19 protein-coding genes are annotated in these 19,068 nt (G+C 63.1%); 13 read left to right on the top strand and 6 right to left on the bottom strand.

Annotated features, from left to right (window positions below):
* Positions 1-61 precede the first annotated feature (61 nt).
* Together hybE and ACFODV_RS14895 are read left to right on the top strand one after the other, a co-directional pair.
* Positions 62-508: a [NiFe]-hydrogenase assembly chaperone HybE gene (gene hybE / locus ACFODV_RS14900; protein WP_379760813.1), complete on the top strand. Its 447-nt coding sequence runs from the start codon at positions 62-64 to the stop codon at positions 506-508.
* 69 nt (positions 509-577) lie between these two features.
* The gene (locus tag ACFODV_RS14895; RefSeq protein ID WP_379760811.1) at positions 578-1,351 is read left to right on the top strand and encodes a 3-hydroxybutyrate dehydrogenase; all 774 of its coding nucleotides are present in this window, start codon (positions 578-580) and stop codon (positions 1,349-1,351) included.
* Positions 1,352-1,387: 36 nt separating this feature from the next.
* Here ACFODV_RS14895 and ACFODV_RS14890 read toward each other — a convergent pair whose 3' ends face one another.
* Together ACFODV_RS14890 and ACFODV_RS14885 are read right to left on the bottom strand one after the other, a co-directional pair.
* Positions 1,388-1,933 carry a response regulator transcription factor gene (locus ACFODV_RS14890; protein WP_379760809.1) on the bottom strand — a complete coding sequence of 182 codons (546 nt, stop codon included), beginning with the start codon at positions 1,931-1,933 and terminating at the stop codon, positions 1,388-1,390.
* Between the two features lie 27 nt (positions 1,934-1,960).
* On the bottom strand, positions 1,961-3,235 hold the full coding sequence (locus tag ACFODV_RS14885; RefSeq protein WP_379760807.1) for an ATP-binding protein: 1,275 nt from the start codon (positions 3,233-3,235) through the stop codon (positions 1,961-1,963).
* A gap of 145 nt (positions 3,236-3,380) precedes the next feature.
* On the opposite strand from ACFODV_RS14885, the gene prfC reads away from it, so the two are divergent.
* Positions 3,381-4,970, top strand: a complete 1,590-nt coding sequence (prfC, locus tag ACFODV_RS14880; RefSeq protein WP_379760805.1) for a peptide chain release factor 3 — start codon at positions 3,381-3,383, stop codon at positions 4,968-4,970.
* A gap of 8 nt (positions 4,971-4,978) precedes the next feature.
* Complete coding sequence (locus ACFODV_RS14875) at positions 4,979-5,752, top strand: TatD family hydrolase (protein WP_379760803.1); 774 nt, start codon at positions 4,979-4,981, stop codon at positions 5,750-5,752.
* A gap of 19 nt (positions 5,753-5,771) precedes the next feature.
* Here the strand turns inward: ACFODV_RS14875 and ygfZ are convergent, their stop codons facing one another.
* Positions 5,772-6,809, bottom strand: coding sequence for a CAF17-like 4Fe-4S cluster assembly/insertion protein YgfZ (ygfZ, locus tag ACFODV_RS14870; RefSeq protein WP_379760801.1), 1,038 nt, complete (start codon positions 6,807-6,809; stop codon positions 5,772-5,774).
* A gap of 172 nt (positions 6,810-6,981) precedes the next feature.
* On the opposite strand from ygfZ, the gene ACFODV_RS14865 reads away from it, so the two are divergent.
* The 7 genes from ACFODV_RS14865 to ACFODV_RS14835 all read left to right on the top strand — a co-directional run bounded on the left by ACFODV_RS14865 (position 6,982) and on the right by ACFODV_RS14835 (position 14,663).
* On the top strand, positions 6,982-7,179 hold the full coding sequence (locus ACFODV_RS14865) for a hypothetical protein (RefSeq protein WP_379760799.1): 198 nt from the start codon (positions 6,982-6,984) through the stop codon (positions 7,177-7,179).
* A gap of 12 nt (positions 7,180-7,191) precedes the next feature.
* Positions 7,192-7,608 (top strand): OsmC family protein, encoded by a 417-nt coding sequence (locus ACFODV_RS14860; RefSeq protein ID WP_379760797.1) that lies wholly within the window; start codon positions 7,192-7,194, stop codon positions 7,606-7,608.
* Between the two features lie 31 nt (positions 7,609-7,639).
* Positions 7,640-9,667 (top strand): excinuclease ABC subunit UvrB, encoded by a 2,028-nt coding sequence (uvrB, locus tag ACFODV_RS14855; RefSeq protein WP_379760795.1) that lies wholly within the window; start codon positions 7,640-7,642, stop codon positions 9,665-9,667.
* Positions 9,667-10,509 carry an endonuclease VIII gene (gene nei, locus ACFODV_RS14850; RefSeq protein WP_379760793.1) on the top strand — a complete coding sequence of 281 codons (843 nt, stop codon included), beginning with the start codon at positions 9,667-9,669 and terminating at the stop codon, positions 10,507-10,509. Before uvrB ends, nei begins: the two co-directional genes overlap by 1 nt.
* 165 nt (positions 10,510-10,674) lie before the next feature.
* Positions 10,675-12,180, top strand: a complete 1,506-nt coding sequence (locus tag ACFODV_RS14845; protein WP_379760791.1) for a fumarate hydratase — start codon at positions 10,675-10,677, stop codon at positions 12,178-12,180.
* Positions 12,181-12,265: 85 nt separating this feature from the next.
* The gene (cls, locus tag ACFODV_RS14840; protein WP_379760789.1) at positions 12,266-13,681 is read left to right on the top strand and encodes a cardiolipin synthase; all 1,416 of its coding nucleotides are present in this window, start codon (positions 12,266-12,268) and stop codon (positions 13,679-13,681) included.
* Positions 13,682-13,745: 64 nt separating this feature from the next.
* Positions 13,746-14,663, top strand: a complete 918-nt coding sequence (locus ACFODV_RS14835; RefSeq protein WP_379760787.1) for a LysR substrate-binding domain-containing protein — start codon at positions 13,746-13,748, stop codon at positions 14,661-14,663.
* Positions 14,664-14,712: 49 nt separating this feature from the next.
* Here ACFODV_RS14835 and ACFODV_RS14830 read toward each other — a convergent pair whose 3' ends face one another.
* Positions 14,713-15,807, bottom strand: coding sequence for a bifunctional nicotinamide-nucleotide adenylyltransferase/Nudix hydroxylase (locus ACFODV_RS14830; protein ID WP_379760785.1), 1,095 nt, complete (start codon positions 15,805-15,807; stop codon positions 14,713-14,715).
* 139 nt (positions 15,808-15,946) lie between these two features.
* On the opposite strand from ACFODV_RS14830, the gene ACFODV_RS14825 reads away from it, so the two are divergent.
* Both ACFODV_RS14825 and ACFODV_RS14820 read left to right on the top strand, forming a co-directional pair.
* On the top strand, positions 15,947-16,891 hold the full coding sequence (locus ACFODV_RS14825) for a YihY/virulence factor BrkB family protein (protein ID WP_379760783.1): 945 nt from the start codon (positions 15,947-15,949) through the stop codon (positions 16,889-16,891).
* Positions 16,892-16,934: 43 nt separating this feature from the next.
* Positions 16,935-17,207: an acylphosphatase gene (locus ACFODV_RS14820; protein ID WP_379760781.1), complete on the top strand. Its 273-nt coding sequence runs from the start codon at positions 16,935-16,937 to the stop codon at positions 17,205-17,207.
* A gap of 7 nt (positions 17,208-17,214) precedes the next feature.
* Here ACFODV_RS14820 and ACFODV_RS14815 read toward each other — a convergent pair whose 3' ends face one another.
* Both ACFODV_RS14815 and ACFODV_RS14810 read right to left on the bottom strand, forming a co-directional pair.
* Complete coding sequence (locus ACFODV_RS14815) at positions 17,215-18,159, bottom strand: nucleoside hydrolase (RefSeq protein WP_379760779.1); 945 nt, start codon at positions 18,157-18,159, stop codon at positions 17,215-17,217.
* Entirely contained in the window at positions 18,156-19,058 is a 903-nt protein-coding gene (locus ACFODV_RS14810; protein ID WP_379760777.1) for a ribokinase, read from the bottom strand. Before ACFODV_RS14810 ends, ACFODV_RS14815 begins: the two co-directional genes overlap by 4 nt.
* Between the last annotated feature and the right edge of the window lie 10 nt (positions 19,059-19,068).

The raw sequence follows: 19,068 nt of genomic DNA, 5'->3' as shown, positions 1-19,068 counted from the left end.
GCCGTGCTGTAGTGCAGGGAGAGCGGCGCTATACTTCGGCCCATTTGCCGAGGAGCCGCCCATGCATGCCCTGACCCCTGAGCAGTACGCCCGACTCCGTCGGCTGGCACAGGCCTGGACACGTGCCCATCTGCGCGACGCCAAGGCCTCGCTTTCCTTCAACCCGCGTCTGGCCGCCGATGCCCTTTGTTTTCAGCGATACGATGACTCCGTGCTGGGTGAGCAACTGGTCGGTGCCCTGGTGACGCCGGTGTCACTGTGGCTGGTGATGGTGTCCGCCGACGAGCCCGATTCGCCACAGGAGGCAGGCGCTCGGCACCAGCTGAGGCTGCCATCGGGCGATTACTCCCTGGAGACGGTTCTGCTGGGGGAGGAAGAGTGGTGCAGACGGCTGGTTCTGCTAGAGGATCTCTCTGATATCGCTAACCGTCAGGCGGCCAGTCGACTCGCCCAGCAGCTGATGCAGCGGGTAATGGTCGCCGATGAGGGCGGCGAAGGTGGCGCCTGACGCGGCCCCGCCTTATGCTGATTGCGCTGCATCATTACGAGCCCGAGTTTCCACTACAAGGAGCCCTTTATGTCAGGATCTGCCACTTTTATTCCCCGCGTCGCGCTAGTGACCGGCACCACCAGCGGCATCGGTGAGGCTGTGGTTCGTCATTTCTGCGAGTTGGGCCATCAGGTGTTAGCCGTGGACTTCAATCCGGCAGGCGCCGAGGTGGCCGAGCGCGTCGGCGCGTCCTTCTTCGAGGCAGACCTCACCGACGGCGAGGCCTGCAAGGCCGCAGTGGCGGAGGCCATTCGCCGCTTCGGCCGAGTGGACATCCTGGTCAACAACGCCGGCATTCAGCACGTCGCGCCCATCGAGGAGTTTCCCGAGGCGAAGTGGCGCCAGATCATCGACCTGATGCTCACCGCGCCCTTCCTGCTTACCCAGGCCGCTTGGCCTTCCATGCGTGAGAACGGCTGGGGCAGGGTGATCAACATCGCCTCGGTGCACGCCCAGGTGGCCTCCCCCGGCAAGTCCGCCTACATCAGCGCCAAGCACGGCATGATCGGCCTGACCAAGACCGCGGCCCTCGAGGGCGGATCCCAGGGGATTACCGCCAACGCTATCTGCCCGGCCTACGTGAAAACTCCGCTGGTGGATAACCAGATTGCCGACCAGGCGAAGTTGCACGGGATGGAGGAGCAGGAGGTAATCGAGCAGATCATGCTCAAGAACGCCGCCGTAAAGCGTCTGATCGAACCGGTCGAAGTGGCCGAACTGGTCGCCTATCTGGCGTCAAATTCTGCCGGCGCCGTCACCGGGTCGAGCTGGAACATCGACCTGGGCTGGACAGCGCAGTAACTCCTGCAGTCACTCCCCGAGGGTGACCTTGGGCGGTCAGCGCCGCACCGGCCGCTTCTGCAGCTTGCGCTGCAGGGTGCGCCGGTGCATCCCTAGGGCTCGGGCAGTGGCGGAGATGTTACCGTCATGCTCATGGAGGACCTTCTGGATGTGCTCCCAGGCGATACGATTGATCGACGGTGGTTGCTCGGCCACTCCTGTCTCAGGGTCACCGGCTTCCTTGTCGAAGGCCGCCAGGACTTCATCGGCGTCCGCCGGCTTGCACATGTAGTTCACCGCCCCCAGCTTGATCGCTTCCACGGCGGTGGCGATGCTGGAGTAGCCGGTCAGCACCACGACACGGCATTCCGGCACCACCTCCAGCAGATCCGGCAGCAGCTTGAGGCCTGAGTCATGCTCAAGCTTCAGGTCCAGAGTGGCCAGCGTCGGTTTTTGCTGGTGCGCCAAGGCCAGCGCCTGCTCGGCATCATGGGCCACCAGCACCTCGAAGCCGCGGCGGCGCATGGCGCGGTCCAGCACGTGGCAGAACATCTCGTCATCGTCGATGATCAGCAGCCGTTCGGCTTTGGCATGATCTTGCATGGCGTCCTCTTGTTTCCGGGTGACGGCTCAGCTGGCCGGATCACTTCGCGGCAGCACCACTTCGGTCAGGGTGCCTCCCTCAGGATGATTGTACAGGCTGACGCCGCCGCCGAGTCGGTTGATGGTGGCGTGCGTCAGGAATAGACCAATTCCCAGCCCCTTGCTCTTGGTAGAGACGAAAGTTTCGCCGAGCTGGTCGGCGATGGAAAGAGCGACGCCGGGGCCGTGATCACGAATGTCGACGACCACCTCTTCGGTGTTCCAGTCGAGGCCGATCAGGATGTTGTCGGGGTTGGCGTCCGCCGCGTTGTTGAGCAGGTTGGTCAGCGCCTGTTCCAGGGTGGTATCCACCGAGATCCAGGGTCGTCCTCGCCGCTCGGCCACCTCCATCAGGTGGCTGACGTCGGGGCGCAGCACCAGCCAGCGCTGTACCACGCCGGCCAGCCACATTTCGGCGTCGCGCACCTGGGGCTCTCCCATGCGCCGACGATCGGCGTTCTCGACCAGTTGGCGCAGCCGCGACTTGCAGGTATCCACCTGCTGGCGCAGCAGCTCGATATCCTTGACCAGCATGGGGTTGTCCCTGGCCTCGTCGCGCATCTCGGTCAACAACACAGCCATGGTGGAGAGCGGTGTGCCCAGTTCGTGGGCGGTGCCCGCCGCCTGGGTGGCCACCGCCAACACTTGCTCGTTGCGCAGGGCGGCTTCCCGGGTGCGTGACAGCGCTACCTCTCTGCTGCGCAGCGCATGGGCCATCTTGTAGATGAAGAAGGTCACCAGCCCAGCCGACAGGGCGAAGTTGAGCCACATGCCCAGTACGTGAAGGCTGATGCCCTGTTCGGCATGCCCTCCATGGGCGAGCTGAGGCACCGGGTGGAAATTCACCATCAGCAGCGAGTAGGCCAACAGCGCCGATGTGGCGATGATCCAGGCGTAACGCCAGGGCAGGGTGGCGGCGGCGATGGTGACCGGCACCAGGTAATAGGTGATGAAGGGGTTGCTGGAGCCGCCGGTGAAGTAGAACAGCAGTGTGAGCCCCGCTACGTCGACCAGCAGGTGGGCCAGGTATTCGACGTGGGAGACAACGCGATGACCCCCGAGCCGCCACCAGGTGGCCAGGTTGACCAGCGCCATGGCCAGCACCACCCCGATCACCGCCTTTACCCGCAGATCGAAGCCGAGCAGTTCCACGCCGACGATGACGCCGACCAGGAAACCGGTCCAGGTGATCCCCCTCACGATGGTCAGGCGCACCAGGTTGCGGCTGGGCGTGGAGAGAGGCAGTGGTTGGGTGGTGGTCATGGCGACTCCTTGCTGGCAGATCATCATCATACCCCCTGCGGGGACGGCCTACATTTCATAGGCTGACCGGCGTAGAATGCCGCTATTGCCCAAGCGGTAACCATTCACGCACCCACACGGTGCCACGACGACGAATTCACCATCGATGCCAGACGCTACTTTGGCCCGTGAAGTCGGGCTGCGACGTACCTTCGCAATCATCAGTCACCCCGACGCGGGCAAGACCACTATCACCGAGAAGATGCTGCTGTTCGGAAACGCCATCCAGATGGCGGGATCCGTGAAGAGCAAGCGTGCCGATCGCCACGCTACATCCGACTGGATGAAGATGGAGCAGGAGCGGGGCATCTCGGTGACCACCTCGGTGATGCAGTTCCCCTACGGCGGGCGCATCGTCAACCTGCTCGATACCCCCGGCCACGAGGATTTCTCCGAGGATACCTACCGCACCCTGACCGCGGTGGATTCGGCGCTGATGGTGATCGACGGCGCCAAGGGCGTCGAGGCCCGTACCGTCAAGCTGATGGAAGTCTGTCGCCTGCGCACCACGCCGATACTCACCTTCGTCAACAAGATGGACCGCGACATCCGCGAGCCCATCGAGGTGATGGACGAGGTCGAGGAGGTGCTCAACATCCAGTGCGCGCCGATGACCTGGCCGATCGGCATGGGTCGCCACTTCAAGGGCGTCTACCACCTGTATAACGACGTGTTGCATCTCTACACCCAGGGTCAGGGCAGCCGTATCCCCGACGACAGGCGCATCGAGGGGCTCGACAACCCCGAGGTGGAAGCCGTCCTCGGTGAGGACCTGGCCGAGGAGCTGCGAATGGAGGTAGAGCTGGTTCGCGGTGCCTCCCATGAGTTCGATCACGCGGCCTACCTGCGCGGCGAGCTCACGCCGGTCTACTTCGGTACCGCCATGGGGAACTTCGGCGTGCGCGAGATGATGGACGGCTTCGTGGAGTATGCGCCACCGCCCCAGCCCCGGGAGACAGATACCCGCGTCGTCGAGGCCGAGGATGAACGCTTCACCGGCTTCGTTTTCAAGATCCAGGCCAACATGGACCCCAATCACCGGGATCGCATCGCCTTCCTGCGGGTCTGCTCAGGCAAGTATGAGAAGAACATGAAGATGCGCCACGTGCGCATCGGCAAGGACGTCAAGATTGCCGATGCCTTGACCTTCATGGCCGCGGATCGCACCCAGGTGGAAGAGGCCTGGCCGGGCGACATCATCGGCCTGCATAACCACGGGACCATCCAGATCGGTGACACCTTCACCCTGAACGAGGAGATGCGTTTCACCGGTATCCCGCACTTTGCCCCGGAGCTCTTCAAACGCGTGCGCCTGAAGGACCCGCTGAAGATGAAGGCGCTGCAGAAGGGTCTGCAGCAGCTCTCCGAGGAGGGCGCCACCCAGGTGTTCATGCCGGTGGACAACAACGACCTGATCCTGGGAGCCGTGGGTACCCTGCAGTTCGACGTGGTCGCCCATCGCCTCAAGGAGGAGTACAAGGTGGAGGCGGTCTACGAGGGGGTGAACGTCAATACCGCCCGCTGGATCTACTGCGAGGATGTCAAGAAGCTCGAGGAGTTCAAGCGCAAGGCCAGCGCCAACCTGGCCATCGACGGCGGCGGCTACCTGACCTATATCGCGCCGACCCGGGTCAATCTTCAGATGACCCAGGAGCGCTGGCCGGAGATCCGCTTCCAGCCGACCCGGGAACACTGATCTTAGCGATGTTGATCGACGCCCACTGCCATCTGGATTTCCCCGATTTCGACGCCGACCGCGAGGCGGTAGTCGAACGGGCCACGGCGTTAGGCGCCGCGCATTTTGTGGTGCCGGGAACCACTCGTGAACGCTGGCCTGGGGTGCTGGCGCTGGGCCAGCGGGACGACGTCAGTGTCTGCCTGGGGCTGCATCCCTATTTCGTGGATCAGCACCGCGAGGGAGATCTCGAGGCGCTGGGGCAGGCCCTGGCGAAGCATGCCGAAGAAGCGGGGCCCAGGATCGTCGCCGTAGGCGAGTGCGGTATCGATGCCCGTTTCCCCGAGACTCTCGAGGCCCAGTGGGAGCTCTTCGATGCCCAACTCAGGCTGGCGAAGGAACATGAGCTGCCGGTGGTGATCCACTGTGTGCGCGCCAACGATCAGGTGGCCAAACGGCTGAGCCAGCTGGCGCTTCCCTGCGGCGGTCTGATCCATGCCTTCGCCGGTTCGCCGGAGCAGGCGCAACGGTTCATTGATCTGGGCTTGGTGGTGGGTCTGGGGGGCGCCGTGACCCATGAACGGGCAAAGCGGTTACGGCGTGCAGTGGCCGCGCTGCCCGATGACGGCTACGTGCTGGAGACGGACAGCCCCGATATGCCGCTGGCCGGCCACCGGGGCGAGCGCAACGAGCCGGCACGGGTAGAGGAGGTGTGCCGGATCGTCGCCGAACTTCGCGGCCAGTCGATCGAGCAGGTGGCGGATAACAGTACCTCTACCGCGCAGCGGCTGTTCCGTCTGTGACGTCGGTGTCGCTGGTCATTTACGTTTTGGCGGCCAGACTCTCGGGATCCAGGCGTTCGATGGGGTAGGGGAGCTTCAACTGTTTGAACGCCTGGCCGGCCACGCGCAGGGGGCCCAGTTCCTCCTTGGTGGTCAGCACCGCCAGGATCTCCACCTGTTCATCGGCGTCCAACTCGGCGGCCAGCACCTCACCTACCGACTTGCCGTCGACTGTTTCCACCGGGCTGCCCAGTGGCGGCAGCTCGCTGCCTTCCAGCTGGGCGCGCACCAGGCGGCGCTTTACCTGACCGCGGAAATGGGCGCGGGCCACGACTTCCTGACCGGTATAGCAGCCCTTCTTGAAGCTGATGCCGCCCAGCGCCTCCCAGTTGATCATCTGGGGCAGCAGGGCATCGCGATGGGTTGGCGTCAGCCAGGCCAGGCCGGCCTGGATATCATGCAGGCACCAAACCGCATTGCCCACCGGTGTCGCCTGCTCGGCGAGCCGTGCCCATAGCGGTGAGGCACGCTCGGTGGCCAGACAGATCAGCAGGCGAGGGCGCGGCCCGGGATGGGCCAGCAGCTGGACGTCGGCATCTCCGGCCTGATGCCATATCGCCGGCGGAAGCAGATCCAGCCTGACCTCTGCCAGTGCGGGGGCCTCGCGGCCTATCAGTCCAATCAGCGCGAGGTCGTCGCGCACCTCGAGCCGCGCCTTGTAGAAGGCGGCAAATTTGCCGAGGTGCTCTGCCAGCGGCTGAACCAGGTCGCGCTGCATCAGCAGCCGATAGTGCCCTTCGTCTACGCGGAGCAGTTGGGCATTGGCCAGCATGCGTCCCTTGGGGGTGCAAAACACGGTCAGGGGGGCGAGATCGCCGTCGGCCAGGCCAACCTGAGCGCTGGTCTGGCCCTGCAGGAATCTCTCGGCATCGGGTCCGAACACATCAAGCACGCCCAGGTGGACCAGCGGCGCCACCACGGTGCCATCCAGGGCCCGGCGAGCGGTTGCCAGGGTATCGAAGGCAATCCGGTCCTCGGTATCCTGCCGTCCGCTTGGGGCGGTGATCCAGTCGTGCATGGGGAGCTCCTTTCGTTTGCTGGGTGGCTGGCTCCTCTTATGCGGGTAGCCGTGCGACTTTGCAACCGCTGTGGTCGCCCCGACGCCATGCTAGAATCGCCCGCGTATGCCGTTCAGGGCAGCCTCGATAGCCTCTCTCGACGCACCCTTGCCACAACATCGGAGCCGATATATGGCGCATCAATCGCTGAGCTTCAAGGGCGTCGATAACGCCGACCAGATCAACCGTATCACCACCGCACTGATGATGCTCGACGGCGTTGACAGCGCCGAAGTGGGCCGCCACGGTGCCGAAGTAGAAGGGCGTGCCCGCCGCGAGATGCTGATCAAGGCCATCGAGGCCCTCAAGCTCCCCATCCAGGTCAACTGAACAGGAGGTTCCATGAAGAAGACCATTGAAGTCATCAGCGAACGCAACCATGTCTTCCGTCAGCGAGTCGAACTGAACGGGTTCGAGGATCTCTTCGTCGACGTGCCGGTGGCCTACGGCGGTGAGGGCAGCGCTCCTGATCCCCATGACTATTTTGATCTCTCCCTGGGCGCCTGCAAGGCGATCACCTCGATGATGTACGCCAATCGCAAGAAGTGGCCCCTCGAGGGCATCAGCGTGAAGGTGCACCGGGACGACAGCGAGGAGCGCCACGGTACCTATCGTCTCGACGTGGAGATGACCTTCCATGGCATCGAGGATCCAGAGCAGCGTGTGCGACTGGAGGAGATCAGTCACAAGTGCCCCATCCACCGTCTGATGACCAGCTCCACCGTGGAGGTCACCACCCGGACCAGCGTCGAGGCCTGATACACCCGACGACCCAAAACACGGAGACTCAATGAGCAAGCCCTTCCGCCTCGCTTCAAAGTTCCATCCCGCCGGCGATCAGCCCCGGGCCATTGATAACCTGGTCAAGGGACTGGATTCAGGGCTTGCCCACCAGACGCTGCTGGGGGTCACCGGGTCGGGTAAGACCTTCACCATGGCCAACGTGGTCGAGCGGCTGCAGCGTCCGACCATCGTCATGGCACCTAACAAGACCCTGGCGGCCCAGCTCTACGGTGAGTTCAAGGCGTTTTTCCCCGATAACGCCATCGAATACTTCGTCTCCTATTACGATTACTATCAGCCCGAAGCCTATGTGCCGTCGTCGGACACCTTCATCGAGAAGGATGCCTCCATCAACGAGCATATCGAGCAGATGCGCCTGTCGGCCACCAAGGCGCTGCTTGAGCGCCGCGATGCGCTCATCGTGGTCTCGGTATCGGCCATTTACGGCCTGGGCGACCCCGAGCAGTATCTGAAGATGCGCCTGCACTTCACCCGGGGCGAGCTGATTGATCAGCGCTCCTTTCTGCGCCGACTGGCGGAGCTGCAGTACACCCGTAACGACATGGATTTCAAACGCGGCACCTATCGGGTGCGCGGCGACGTGATCGATATCTTCCCGGCCGATGCCGAGGACGAGGCGGTGCGCGTTGAGCTGTTTGATGACGAGATCGACACCATCAGCCTATTCGATCCGCTTACCGGCGAGGTGCGAGGCAAGATGCCGCGCATGACCATCTATCCCAAGTCTCACTACGTGACGCCCCGGGAGACCATTCTCGGCGCCATTGACGCGATCAAGGCCGAACTGGTGGAGCGCCTCGACTGGCTGCGCAAGCATGACAAGCTGGTGGAAGCACAGCGCCTTGAGCAGCGCACCCTCTACGACATCGAAATGATGCTGGAACTGGGCTACTGCAACGGCATCGAGAACTACTCCCGCTATCTTTCCGGACGCAACCCGGGCGAGCCGCCGCCCACCTTTTTCGACTACCTGCCGACCGACGCCCTACTTTTTATCGACGAGTCTCACGTCAGCGTTCCCCAGGTGGGTGGAATGTACAAGGGCGACCGCTCCCGCAAGGAGACCCTGGTGGAGTACGGGTTCCGGCTGCCCTCTGCGCTGGACAACCGCCCGATGAAATTCGAGGAGTGGGAAGCGATAAGCCCCCAGACGATTTTCGTCTCCGCTACGCCGGGACCCTACGAGGCATCCCATGCCGGCCAGGTGGTGGAACAGGTCGTGCGGCCCACCGGGCTACTCGATCCGGAGATTGAAGTTCGTCCTGCCAGCACTCAGGTGGACGACCTGCTCTCGGAGATTCGCCTGCGCACCGACGTCGGCGAGCGGGTGCTGGTCACGACGCTGACCAAGCGCATGTCCGAGGACCTCACCGAGTACCTGGATGAGCATGGCGTGCGCGTGCGCTACCTGCACTCCGACATCGACACCGTAGAACGGGTGGAGATCATTCGCGACCTGCGTCTGGGCAAGTTCGATGTGCTGGTGGGTATCAATCTGCTGCGGGAGGGGCTCGACATTCCCGAGGTCTCCCTCGTTGCGATCCTCGATGCCGACAAGGAGGGCTTCCTTCGTAATGAGCGTTCGCTGATCCAGACCATGGGCCGCGCCGCGCGTAACGTCCACGGCAAGGCGATCCTCTACGGCGACCGTGTTACCGACTCCATGCGCCGCGCCATGGAGGAAACGGATCGGCGCCGCGCCAAGCAGGTCGCCCACAACGAAGAGCATGGCATCACCCCGACCACCGTGACGCGCTCGGTGGCGGACATTCTGGAGGCTGCCCAGGCTCCGGGTCGCAAGGGAAAGGGCCGGCGTGGCGAGCGCAAGGTGGCGGAGCGGGAGGCGATCTACGACCCTGCCGAGCTGTCGCCGTCGGAGCTGGTGCGGGAGTCGACCCGAGTCGAGGACGCCATGTTCGAGGCGGCCCAAAATCTGCAGTTCGAGGAAGCCGCGCGGCTGCGTGACCAGCTGCACAAACTCAAGGAGCGCCAGCTGGTGCTGGGGACGGTGTAATGCCGGAAGGCCCCGAGATTCGCCGCGCCGCCGACAGAGTGCACAAGCAGCTTGCCGGTCGCAGGCTGGAACATGTCTGGTTCTACTTTCCCGACCTGGCCAAGGAGGCGGCTTCACTGATCGGGCGTGAGGTCTCCGCCGTGGATAGCTGGGGGAAGGCACTGCTGACTCGCTTCGAGGGTGGGCGGGTGCTCTACTCCCACAATCAACTCTATGGCGTCTGGAAGCTGCATGACGCCGAGCGCGAGCCCGATACCGGGCGTTCGCTGCGCGTGCGACTGGTGGCGGAGGGCAGGGCGGCGAGCCTCTATAGCGCCTCGGACGTCTCGCTGTGGGAAGAAAGCAGGCTCGGTGAACATCCCTTCTTGTCACGTCTCGGCCCCGACCTGCTGACTCACGGCGTCACGGTAGAGCAGGCCATATCGCGGCTTCAGACTGCACGTTTCCGCCGGCGCGGCCTCGGTGGCCTGTTGCTTGACCAGGCGTTGTTTGCCGGCATCGGCAACTACCTGCGCTCGGAGATCCTGTTCTTTGCGGGTCTGCACTACAAGACCAAGCCAGGTGATCTGGAGGAGGTTGTCCTGGCGCGGTTGGCTCGAGCGATTCTCGAGGTGACGCGGCAGGCCTACGATCAGGCGGGAGTGACCAATAGGCCGGATTGGGCCGCAGCGGACCGGCGTCTCGGAGCGCCCCGTCGGCGTTGGCGGTTCGCCGTTTTCGAACGCGATGGCCTGCCATGCCATGTCTGTGGGACGCCGATCGAACGGACGTCGGTCGCCTCCCGAAGACTCTACTATTGCTCCCGCTGCCAGCTGCAACCGGGTAGCACACCTTCCACCTAGTTTTATACCGTTATCTTAAATTACCTTTAAAATTTGCTACCTTTGGCGACCTCCATGTCAGCAGGATAGGGGGTGGGGTATAATATTCCTTATTCGACCCCGCTAAATCGGACGCGCGCCCATCCGATAGCGAGCATGCCGACAACGCCAAGGAGCTCCTTGCCCATGACCGTGATCCGCCAGGACGATCTGATCCAGAGCGTCGCCGATGCCCTGCAGTACATCTCTTACTACCATCCCAAGGATTTCATCGATGCCATGGCCCAGGCTTATGAGCGCGAAGAAAACCCGGCGGCCAAAGATGCCATCGCACAGATTCTGATCAACTCGCGGATGTGCGCCATGGGTCACCGTCCCATCTGCCAGGATACCGGTATCGTGACCGTCTTCCTGCATGTCGGCATGAACGTGCGCTGGGACGCCGAGATGAGCCTGGATGATATGGTCAACGAGGGCGTTCGTCGCGCCTATGCGCTGCCCGACAACGTGCTGCGAGCCTCGGTGCTGGCCGACCCGGACGGTGCCCGCAAGAACACCGGTGATAACACTCCCGCGATCATCCACCACAAGATCGTTCCCGGTGACAGTCTCGAGGTTTACGTGGCTGCCAAGGGCGGCGGCAGCGAGGCGAAGTCCAAGTTCGCCATGCTCAATCCCTCCGACAACGTTGTCGACTGGGTGATGGAACAGTTACCCAAGATGGGCGCCGGCTGGTGCCCGCCCGGCATGCTGGGCATCGGTATCGGTGGCACAGCCGAAAAGGCCATGGAGATTGCCAAGGAGGCGCTGCTCGATCCCATCGACATCCAGGAACTTCAGGCCCGCGGTGCCTCAAATCGCGCCGAAGAACTGCGCCTGGAACTGTTCGACAAGGTCAACAGGAGCGGCATCGGTGCCCAAGGTCTGGGCGGCCTGACCACCGTGCTCGACATCAAGGTCAGGGACTTCCCGACCCATGCGGCCAACAAGCCGGTGGCGATCATTCCCAACTGTGCTGCCACCCGCCATGCCCACTTCACCCTGGATGGCTCCGGCCCCGCTGCGCTGCCGGCGCCAAAGCTCGAGGATTGGCCTGAGATCACCCGTGAAGCGGGCGATAACGTCAAGCGCGTGAACCTCGACACCGTGACACCGGCAGAGGTGCTGACCTGGCAGCCTGGCGATACCCTGCTGCTCAACGGGAAGCTGCTCACCGGCCGCGACGCCGCCCACAAGCGCATGGTGGACATGATCGCCAAGGGTGAACCGCTGCCCGTCGACATGAAGGGACGCTTCATCTATTACGTGGGCCCGGTGGACCCGGTGGGCGACGAGGTGGTCGGCCCGGCCGGCCCCACCACGGCCACCCGAATGGACAAGTTCACCCGCACGATGCTGGAAGAAACAGGGCTGCTGGGCATGGTCGGCAAGGCCGAGCGAGGGCCGGCCGCCATCGAGGCGATTCGCGACAACAAGGCGGTCTATCTGATGGCTGTGGGCGGCTCTGCCTATCTGGTGGCCCAGGCGATCAAGAAGTCTCGCGTGGTCGGCTTCGAGGACCTGGGCATGGAGGCTATCTACGAGTTCGAGGTGGAGGACATGCCGGTAACAGTGGCCGTCGACAGCCAGGGCACCTCGGTGCACCAGACCGGCCCTGCCAAGTGGAAGGAAATCATCGCGGAGCGCGTCTGATTCCCGCTGCACAAAAGCGACCCCGCCAGTGGCGGGGTCACTTGCGTTTGGATATCTGTAGACCATTGTGGTTCAGGGAGAACACATGACTGCATGGCTGTTCGGCTGGGCCATCTTCCTTTTCTACGTGCTCGGGATCGTCTCGGCGCTGCTGGCCCTGTTGTCGAGTCGTACCTCCCAGGGGGCCATCGCCTGGATCCTCTCCCTGATCACGCTTCCCTATCTTGCGGTGCCGGCCTACTGGATCTTCGGTCGACCACGCTTCTACGGCTACGTTTCGGCCCGCGGTGAGCGCGATACTGTGCTGCGTCGCGTACTGGCCCGCTATCGCGATCAGGTCGAGCCCTTCCAGGCCGATGCCCGAGACCCCGACGTACGCGCCGTGGAACAACTTGCCCAGATGCCCCTGACCAGGGGTAATCGTGCCGAACTGCTGATCGACGGGGAAGCCACCTTCGAGAGTCTCTTCGATGGCATCGAGCGAGCCGAGGAATACGTTCTGATCCAGTTTTTCATTGTGCGCAACGATACACTGGGCATCGAACTTCAGCGTCGTCTACAACGAGTGGCTGAGCGCGGGGTGCGGGTCTACTTCCTCTATGACGAGATGGGCAGCCACAAACTCAACGAAGGCTACCTGCGCGACCTCGCCAGCAGCGGAGTGGAGGTGAGTGCCTTTCGTTCGTCGCGAGGCTTTCGCCACCGATTCCAGCTCAACTTCCGCAATCATCGCAAGGTGCTGGTGGTGGACGGCCGCGAGGGGTGGGTCGGCGGCTTCAACGTGGGCGTTGAGTATCTGGGGCAGGGGCGTCATGGGCCCTGGCGCGATACCCACCTCAAGCTCACCGGGCCGAGCGCCCTGGGGCTGCAGGAAGCCTTCTGGGAAGACTGGCACTGGGCTACCGGTGAAGTGATCAACCTGACGTGGACTCCCCAGATGACTTGCGAGGAGAATCAACAGGTGGTGATTGTTCCCTCAGGCCCGGCCGACCACCAGGATACCGCCAGCCTCCTGGTGCAGCATGCCATCCACAGTGCCCGGAAGCGGCTGTGGGTGACCAGTCCCTATTTTGTTCCCGATCAGGGCGTTCAGGATGCCTTGCGTTTGGCTTCCATGCGTGGCGTCGACGTCCGCATCATGATCCCGGAGCGTCCCGACCACCTGCTGGTGTTTCTCTCTGCCTTCTCCTTCCTGCCCGATATGCTTCGGGCCGGTGTAAAGGTCTACCGTTACCAGCCGGGCTTTCTGCACCAGAAGGTGATGCTTATCGACGACGCTGCGGCCAGCGTGGGCACGGTGAATCTCGACAACCGTTCCTTTCGGCTCAACTTCGAGATCACTGCCTTCCTACCGGATCGCCATTTTGCTGCCCAGGTACGGCTGATGCTCGAGCAGGACTTCGCGAACTGCCGGTCGATCAGTCTCGACGAGATCACCTCACGGCCGCTTTGGCGCAAGCTGCTCTCGCGGGCCGCCTACCTTCTGGCGCCTATCCAGTGATATATTATGGAATGACGATGGCCGCCAATTCGGCTCCTCTGCCATCCGCGGACCGGGAGTCACGGTGAACCTCGAAACCAAGTGGCTGGAAGATTTCGTCGCTCTGGCTAACACCCGCAGCTTTTCCGCTTCGGCGAGACAGCGCCATGTTACCCAGCCCGCCTTCAGTCGTCGTATTCGCGCACTGGAACAGGCCGTGGGAGCGACGCTGGTGGATCGCTCCACCACTCCCGTTGATCTGACTTCCCAAGGACAGCTGTTCCTGGTCACCGCTCGTAACCTGGTCGAGCAGCTCAACGAAAGTCTGGGGCACCTGCGTGGGCTCGCCATCGCCAACGAGGCGCTGGATATCGTTGCCGCTCACTCGCTGGCACTCAGCTTCTTTCCTCCCTGGATCTCGCGACTCCAGCAGGGGATAGGCGAGCTGCCCACCCGACTGGTCGCCATGAACGTGGGGGAAGCGATCCATGTGCTGCGAGAAGGCAAGTGCGACCTGATGCTGGCCTACTATGACCCCTACGCCAGCATGCAGCTCGATTCGGAAGTGTTTCCCTCGTTCTCGATCGGTCAGGTGACAATGCTCCCCGTCAGCCTGCCCAACGAGGATGGCAAGCCGCGATTCCCGCTGGAGGGTAGCGAGTCGATTCCCTATCTCGCTTACACCCAGGGGGCCTTCCTGGGAAGCAGCGTGCGCATGCTACTCAAGAACGATGCTCTCCGCCTGCGTCTGCGCACCGTCTACGAGACCGCCATGGCTGAAGGCCTGAAGGGGATGGTGGTTCAGGGGTTGGGGCTGGCCTGGATTCCCGATTTCTGTATCCGTGAGGAGCTCAAGAGCGGTCGGCTGGTCCGGGCAGGGGGAAAGGAGTGGGATGTTCCCCTGGAGATTCGCCTCTACCGCTGCTCACTGGTGCACAAGCCCGGCGTGGAGAAACTTTGGCGGCAGATGCAGAAGTTGCCACGAGATTTTCTACAGGCCTGATCGACAGACCTGATCGACTTGCGTGACCTAAAGGCGCAAGGCTTTACGACTAATTCCCACCAAAGTCGGCCGGTAGGCCGAGAAAATTCTGGATAATGAAAAAGTGATCCTCGAAGAGAGCTTCCGGGTCCAGGTCGGCTAGCGCCACCCAGCGGGCGTGATCGCCACCCTTCACTGGCTTGAGCCTGGGTAATTGCTGATCGGGAGTCAGCGCGAAGTAGAAGGCCTCGGCCAGAGTGCGTCCCCGCCAACTGCGATGGGGTTCGTCAAACAGCCGCTGGCCTCGCAGTGATCCCTTGAGCACGGGCTCGGGTACCTTGAGACGGATTCGCTCACGCAACTCCCTGAGGCAGGCATCCAGCAGTCGTTCGTGGGAGTTGATGAAGCCACCGGGCAGGGCGAGCAGCCCCTTGCCGGGCGCCGCGGTGCGGCGCACCAGCAACACATGCCCTGACTGCACCACCACGGCATTAACCGTCACAAAGATGGGCGGGTAGGGCGCCTGGGCCCAGGCGCTGCGGTACTGATCCAGCAGTTTCTGCTCCTCGCTCAGCTGCCGATAGTGTTCACCAATGCAAAAGGTGCGAACGGCACTGACGACGCCCGGCGGCAGGTCGTGGGAGGCTCCGGTTGTGAGGTAATCGTCAGCAGAAGAGGCGGAGCGGAACAGCCGCTCGCGAATCTGGCTTGCCGAAATGCCCTCCACCAGCGGCACACTAACGGACTCCCACTGCGGAAAAAGAGACAGGTAGTAGCTTGATTGGCCACGGCTTGCGCCGATCAGGCCGATGCGTGGCAGTCTGGCCCCCAGTGGGCTGGCGATATCTCGCACCTTGCGCTGTACGTCGCGCACCCAAACATCATTGTTGTAGAGGGCATCGAGTAGCGGTACCACGGCCAGCCGGGCGTTTTCCTCATCGTCGAAGGCGCTGCGCAGCATGTCGCGTCGCTCTTTGAAGTGCCAGGGGTTACGCATGGAGCGCGCCTGCCAGGAGGAGCCCATCAGTACAATGACTTGTCGAGCGCGCTTGAGCGCCTCGTGAATCACCGCCAGGTGGCCCAGGTGGGGCGGTTGGAAGCGTCCGATGAATACCAGGCAGTCAAAGTCGTAGGCGTCGCGGTCGATATCCGGGCAGGCTGACATGTCGGATCCTGAAAAGAGAATGGGCAACAACGATCATCATTATGGTCGGCGCGTTCGGGGCTTGGCAATGCGCTGAGGGGCGGCAGTTGTAGGCCACTTCGCGTATCCTATTTGGCGACACAGGGACGCGGGGAGCCTCATGATCAACCTTCAAACACTGATGCCATCTGCCCTTGGCGCTACGCTGCGCTTCTGGTGGAACGTCACCCATAACGCGATTCGTCTTTGGCTGGAACGCAACGCCTTCAGCTATGCGGGATCGCTGGCTTTCTACACGCTCTTCTCGCTGGCGCCCACGATGATTATCGCGGTCACGGTGATCGGCCTGGTGCTGGGGGAGGATGCCGCTCAGGGGCAGATTGTCGCCCAGCTACAGAACACCATGGGCCATGACGCCGCCGCAGCCATCGAGCAGGCTGTCGCTCAGTCGCGCATCGAGGAATCGGGGCTGCTTCCGACCCTGCTTGGCTTCGGCGCACTGATGGTGGGCGCTACGACGGTATTCGCGCAGATGCAGTTCTCGCTGAACACGATCTGGGGGGTGACCGCTCGACCCAGTGCCAACAGCGCGTTGGTATTCATCAAGAACCGCCTGATGTCGTTGACCGTGGTGCTATCCATCGGCTTTATCCTGCTGGTATCACTGGTGCTGGGGGTGGCGGTTCGCGCCATGCTCCAGGCCGCCGACGACCTGCTGCCCTTCGTGGGGTTTCTGACCACAGGCGTTGAATTCCTCGTTTCGCTGGCGGTGATCGCGGCGCTCTTTGCCACCATCTTCAAGGTCCTGCCGGATGTGGTGTTACGCTGGAGGGACGTCCTGGTGGGAGCCATGGTCACGGCGGTGCTGTTTGCGGTGGGACGCTCCGGCATTGCCATTTATCTCTCCCACACCGCCACTGCCTCCACCTACGGCGCTGCCGGGTCGGTGGTGATGATCCTGCTGTGGGTCTACTACAGTTCGCTGATCCTGCTATTTGGCGCTGCCTTTACCCGCTGCCATCTGGCCGAGCGGGGGCGTGCGGTGGTGCCGCGCAATACCGCGGTGGTGGTCAGACGAGAGTTGATGGACGGCAAACAGGGCTGAGGCCCGGACTGGAATTATCGCGCTATGAGATAGGGAGGCAACCATGGAGACATGCTGCGTCAAGGCCCTGGTGACGGGCAAGGTGCAGGGCGTCTGGTATCGCCGGGCGACCCAGGAACGGGCCCTGCAGTACGGGGTCACCGGCCATGCCAGAAATTTGCCCGATGGTCGGGTCGAGGTGCTGCTGTGCGGCGGGCCCGATGCCGTGAAGGCGGTCAGCGAATGGCTCTGGAAAGGGCCGGAGAAGGCCCGGGTCACCCATGTGGAACTCGAGGTGATCGAAATGCATAACCCGGATGATTTCCGCACGCTTTAACGCAGCGTCACGACAGGGCGTCGGCAATCCAATCGCTGACGGCGTTGCCGTTCACTCCGAGACAGACATCCACCGGTGGCGTCCGCGACCAGCGAGTCGCGATAAACGCGCGCCCCTCCGGTGCAAGAATTGTCTGCCCCTCGGCGTCGCCATCGGTGATGACCGTCAGATGGCCACGGGCGGTGGTAAACAGCTCAGGTTTCAGCAGCCAAGCCAGTGCACAGCTGTCGTGGGGGCAGCAGCCATCAATCCCAAGAAAACTCTGATAGAAATCGCGATAGAAGGCATAGCTGCCGGCCAATACGCGCTCCAGTTCACCCTGGCTAGCATCGACGCGGGCCATGTGTGCCGGCGTCAGCACGCAGCGATGGGTGACGTCGAGTCCCACCAGGGTTAGCGGCCAGCCAGCGGTCAGCACCCGGCTGGCTGCATGGGGGTCGTTGAACATGTTGGCCTCGGCGACCGGGGTGACGTTGCCCCCCTCGCGAATCGAGCCTCCCATGATCACCACCTGCTTGACCCGCTCGATGAGGGTGGGGTCGAGCTGCAGGGCCGCCGCCAGGTTGCCCAGCGGACCCACCGCCACTAGAGTCACCTCGCCGGGGCGGGCGTTCACCGTATCGACGATAAACTGCGCCGCGCTCCTGGGGTCTGCCGTGCCCTGTACCTCGGGCAGCACAATATCGCCGAGACCATTGGTGCCGTGGATATGGGCGGGCGGTGGGAAACGTGTCTTGACCAGTGGCGAGGCGGCTCCCTGGGCGACCGGGACGTCGTCTCGGCCGGCCAGCTGGGCCAGCAGCAAAGCGTTGCGGGTTGCCACTTCCACATCCACGTTGCCATAGGTGGTGGTCAGGCCCAACAGTTCCAGCTCGGGATGACGAAGGGCGATGGCGATGGCCTGGGCGTCGTCCACGCCGGGGTCGGTATCGAAGATGATTGGGTGTTTCATGAAGACTCTCCTTTGATTGCGCGCTCGACCTCATCGCAGTTAGGGATGCTCTCGGCGGCGCCGGGGCGCTGGACGGCGAGAGCGGCGGCAATGGAAGCTCGCTTCAGACACGCGTCGATCGGCAACTGCGCCTGCAGCGCGGCCATGTAATAGCCGATGAAGGTGTCGCCGGCCCCTGTCGTGTCAACTGCCTTGACCGACAGTGCCGGCTGATGAAGCCGACGGTTGCCTTGTTGGTACCAGGCGCCTTCGCCACCCAGGGTCAGCACGACCTCGGTGGCGGGCAGCCGAGTGACAAGAGCATCGAGCAGCGCCTCGCCGCCGGCGTCCGGCGTCAGGCCGGTGATCCCGGCCGCCTCGGTGCGGTTGACGAACACTAGCTGGCAGCGCGTCAGCGGCAGCTTGAGCACGTCCTCGGTCATGGGGGCCGGATTGAAGGCGATCTTCAACCCATGGTCGCCGGCCAGGGGGAACAGCTTGTCGAGCCCGAGACACTCGTTCTGGGTCAGCAGCCAGTCGCCGGGCTGGGTGGCGGCGACCAGCTCGTTCAGGTCGGCGCGACGAAAGCCGTGGTTAGCGCCGGGGAAAAGGATGATAGCGTTCTCGGCCCGATCATCCACCTGGATAATCGCGTGGCCGCTCGGCGCATCCACCAGCGCCACATGGGAGACATCAACGCCGGCTCGGGAGAGAATATCTCGGGCCCAGGCATCCTGGCGGCCAAGCCGACCCCAATGGCAGACGTGGCCGCCTGCCTTTGCCATGGCCAGCGACTGGTTGGCCCCCTTGCCTCCCAGACCGACCCGGTAGTCATGACTGGCCAGGGTCTCGCCGGGCCTGACGAGATGGGGAACACGATAGACGTGGTCGAGATTGATGGAGCCGAAATTGTGCAGCATGAGCCTGTTC

The sequence above is a fragment of the Halomonas tibetensis genome (assembly GCF_042643535.1).
Classification (GTDB): Bacteria; Pseudomonadota; Gammaproteobacteria; order Pseudomonadales; family Halomonadaceae; genus Halomonas; species Halomonas tibetensis.
Note: the sequence above shows the minus strand (reverse complement) of the source record. Positions and strands in the feature narration are given on the sequence as shown.

Excerpts from the sequence above, each read along its gene's own strand:
- ACFODV_RS14895 (WP_379760811.1), top strand. The coding sequence starts at position 578 with ATGTCAGGATCTGCCACTTTTATTCCCCGCGTCGCGCTAGTGACCGGC.
- ACFODV_RS14865 (WP_379760799.1), top strand. The coding sequence starts at position 6,982 with ATGGCGCATCAATCGCTGAGCTTCAAGGGCGTCGATAACGCCGACCAG.
- uvrB (WP_379760795.1), top strand. The coding sequence starts at position 7,640 with ATGAGCAAGCCCTTCCGCCTCGCTTCAAAGTTCCATCCCGCCGGCGAT.
- ACFODV_RS14885 (WP_379760807.1), bottom strand. The coding sequence starts at position 3,235 with ATGACCACCACCCAACCACTGCCTCTCTCCACGCCCAGCCGCAACCTG.
- cls (WP_379760789.1), top strand. The coding sequence starts at position 12,266 with ATGACTGCATGGCTGTTCGGCTGGGCCATCTTCCTTTTCTACGTGCTC.
- prfC (WP_379760805.1), top strand. The coding sequence starts at position 3,381 with ATGCCAGACGCTACTTTGGCCCGTGAAGTCGGGCTGCGACGTACCTTC.
- ACFODV_RS14820 (WP_379760781.1), top strand. The coding sequence starts at position 16,935 with ATGGAGACATGCTGCGTCAAGGCCCTGGTGACGGGCAAGGTGCAGGGC.
- ACFODV_RS14875 (WP_379760803.1), top strand. The coding sequence starts at position 4,979 with ATGTTGATCGACGCCCACTGCCATCTGGATTTCCCCGATTTCGACGCC.
- ACFODV_RS14845 (WP_379760791.1), top strand. The coding sequence starts at position 10,675 with ATGACCGTGATCCGCCAGGACGATCTGATCCAGAGCGTCGCCGATGCC.
- ACFODV_RS14860 (WP_379760797.1), top strand. The coding sequence starts at position 7,192 with ATGAAGAAGACCATTGAAGTCATCAGCGAACGCAACCATGTCTTCCGT.
- hybE (WP_379760813.1), top strand. The coding sequence starts at position 62 with ATGCATGCCCTGACCCCTGAGCAGTACGCCCGACTCCGTCGGCTGGCA.
- ACFODV_RS14825 (WP_379760783.1), top strand. The coding sequence starts at position 15,947 with ATGATCAACCTTCAAACACTGATGCCATCTGCCCTTGGCGCTACGCTG.
- ACFODV_RS14810 (WP_379760777.1), bottom strand. The coding sequence starts at position 19,058 with ATGCTGCACAATTTCGGCTCCATCAATCTCGACCACGTCTATCGTGTT.
- ACFODV_RS14830 (WP_379760785.1), bottom strand. The coding sequence starts at position 15,807 with ATGTCAGCCTGCCCGGATATCGACCGCGACGCCTACGACTTTGACTGC.
- ygfZ (WP_379760801.1), bottom strand. The coding sequence starts at position 6,809 with ATGCACGACTGGATCACCGCCCCAAGCGGACGGCAGGATACCGAGGAC.
- nei (WP_379760793.1), top strand. The coding sequence starts at position 9,667 with ATGCCGGAAGGCCCCGAGATTCGCCGCGCCGCCGACAGAGTGCACAAG.
- ACFODV_RS14890 (WP_379760809.1), bottom strand. The coding sequence starts at position 1,933 with ATGCAAGATCATGCCAAAGCCGAACGGCTGCTGATCATCGACGATGAC.
- ACFODV_RS14815 (WP_379760779.1), bottom strand. The coding sequence starts at position 18,159 with ATGAAACACCCAATCATCTTCGATACCGACCCCGGCGTGGACGACGCC.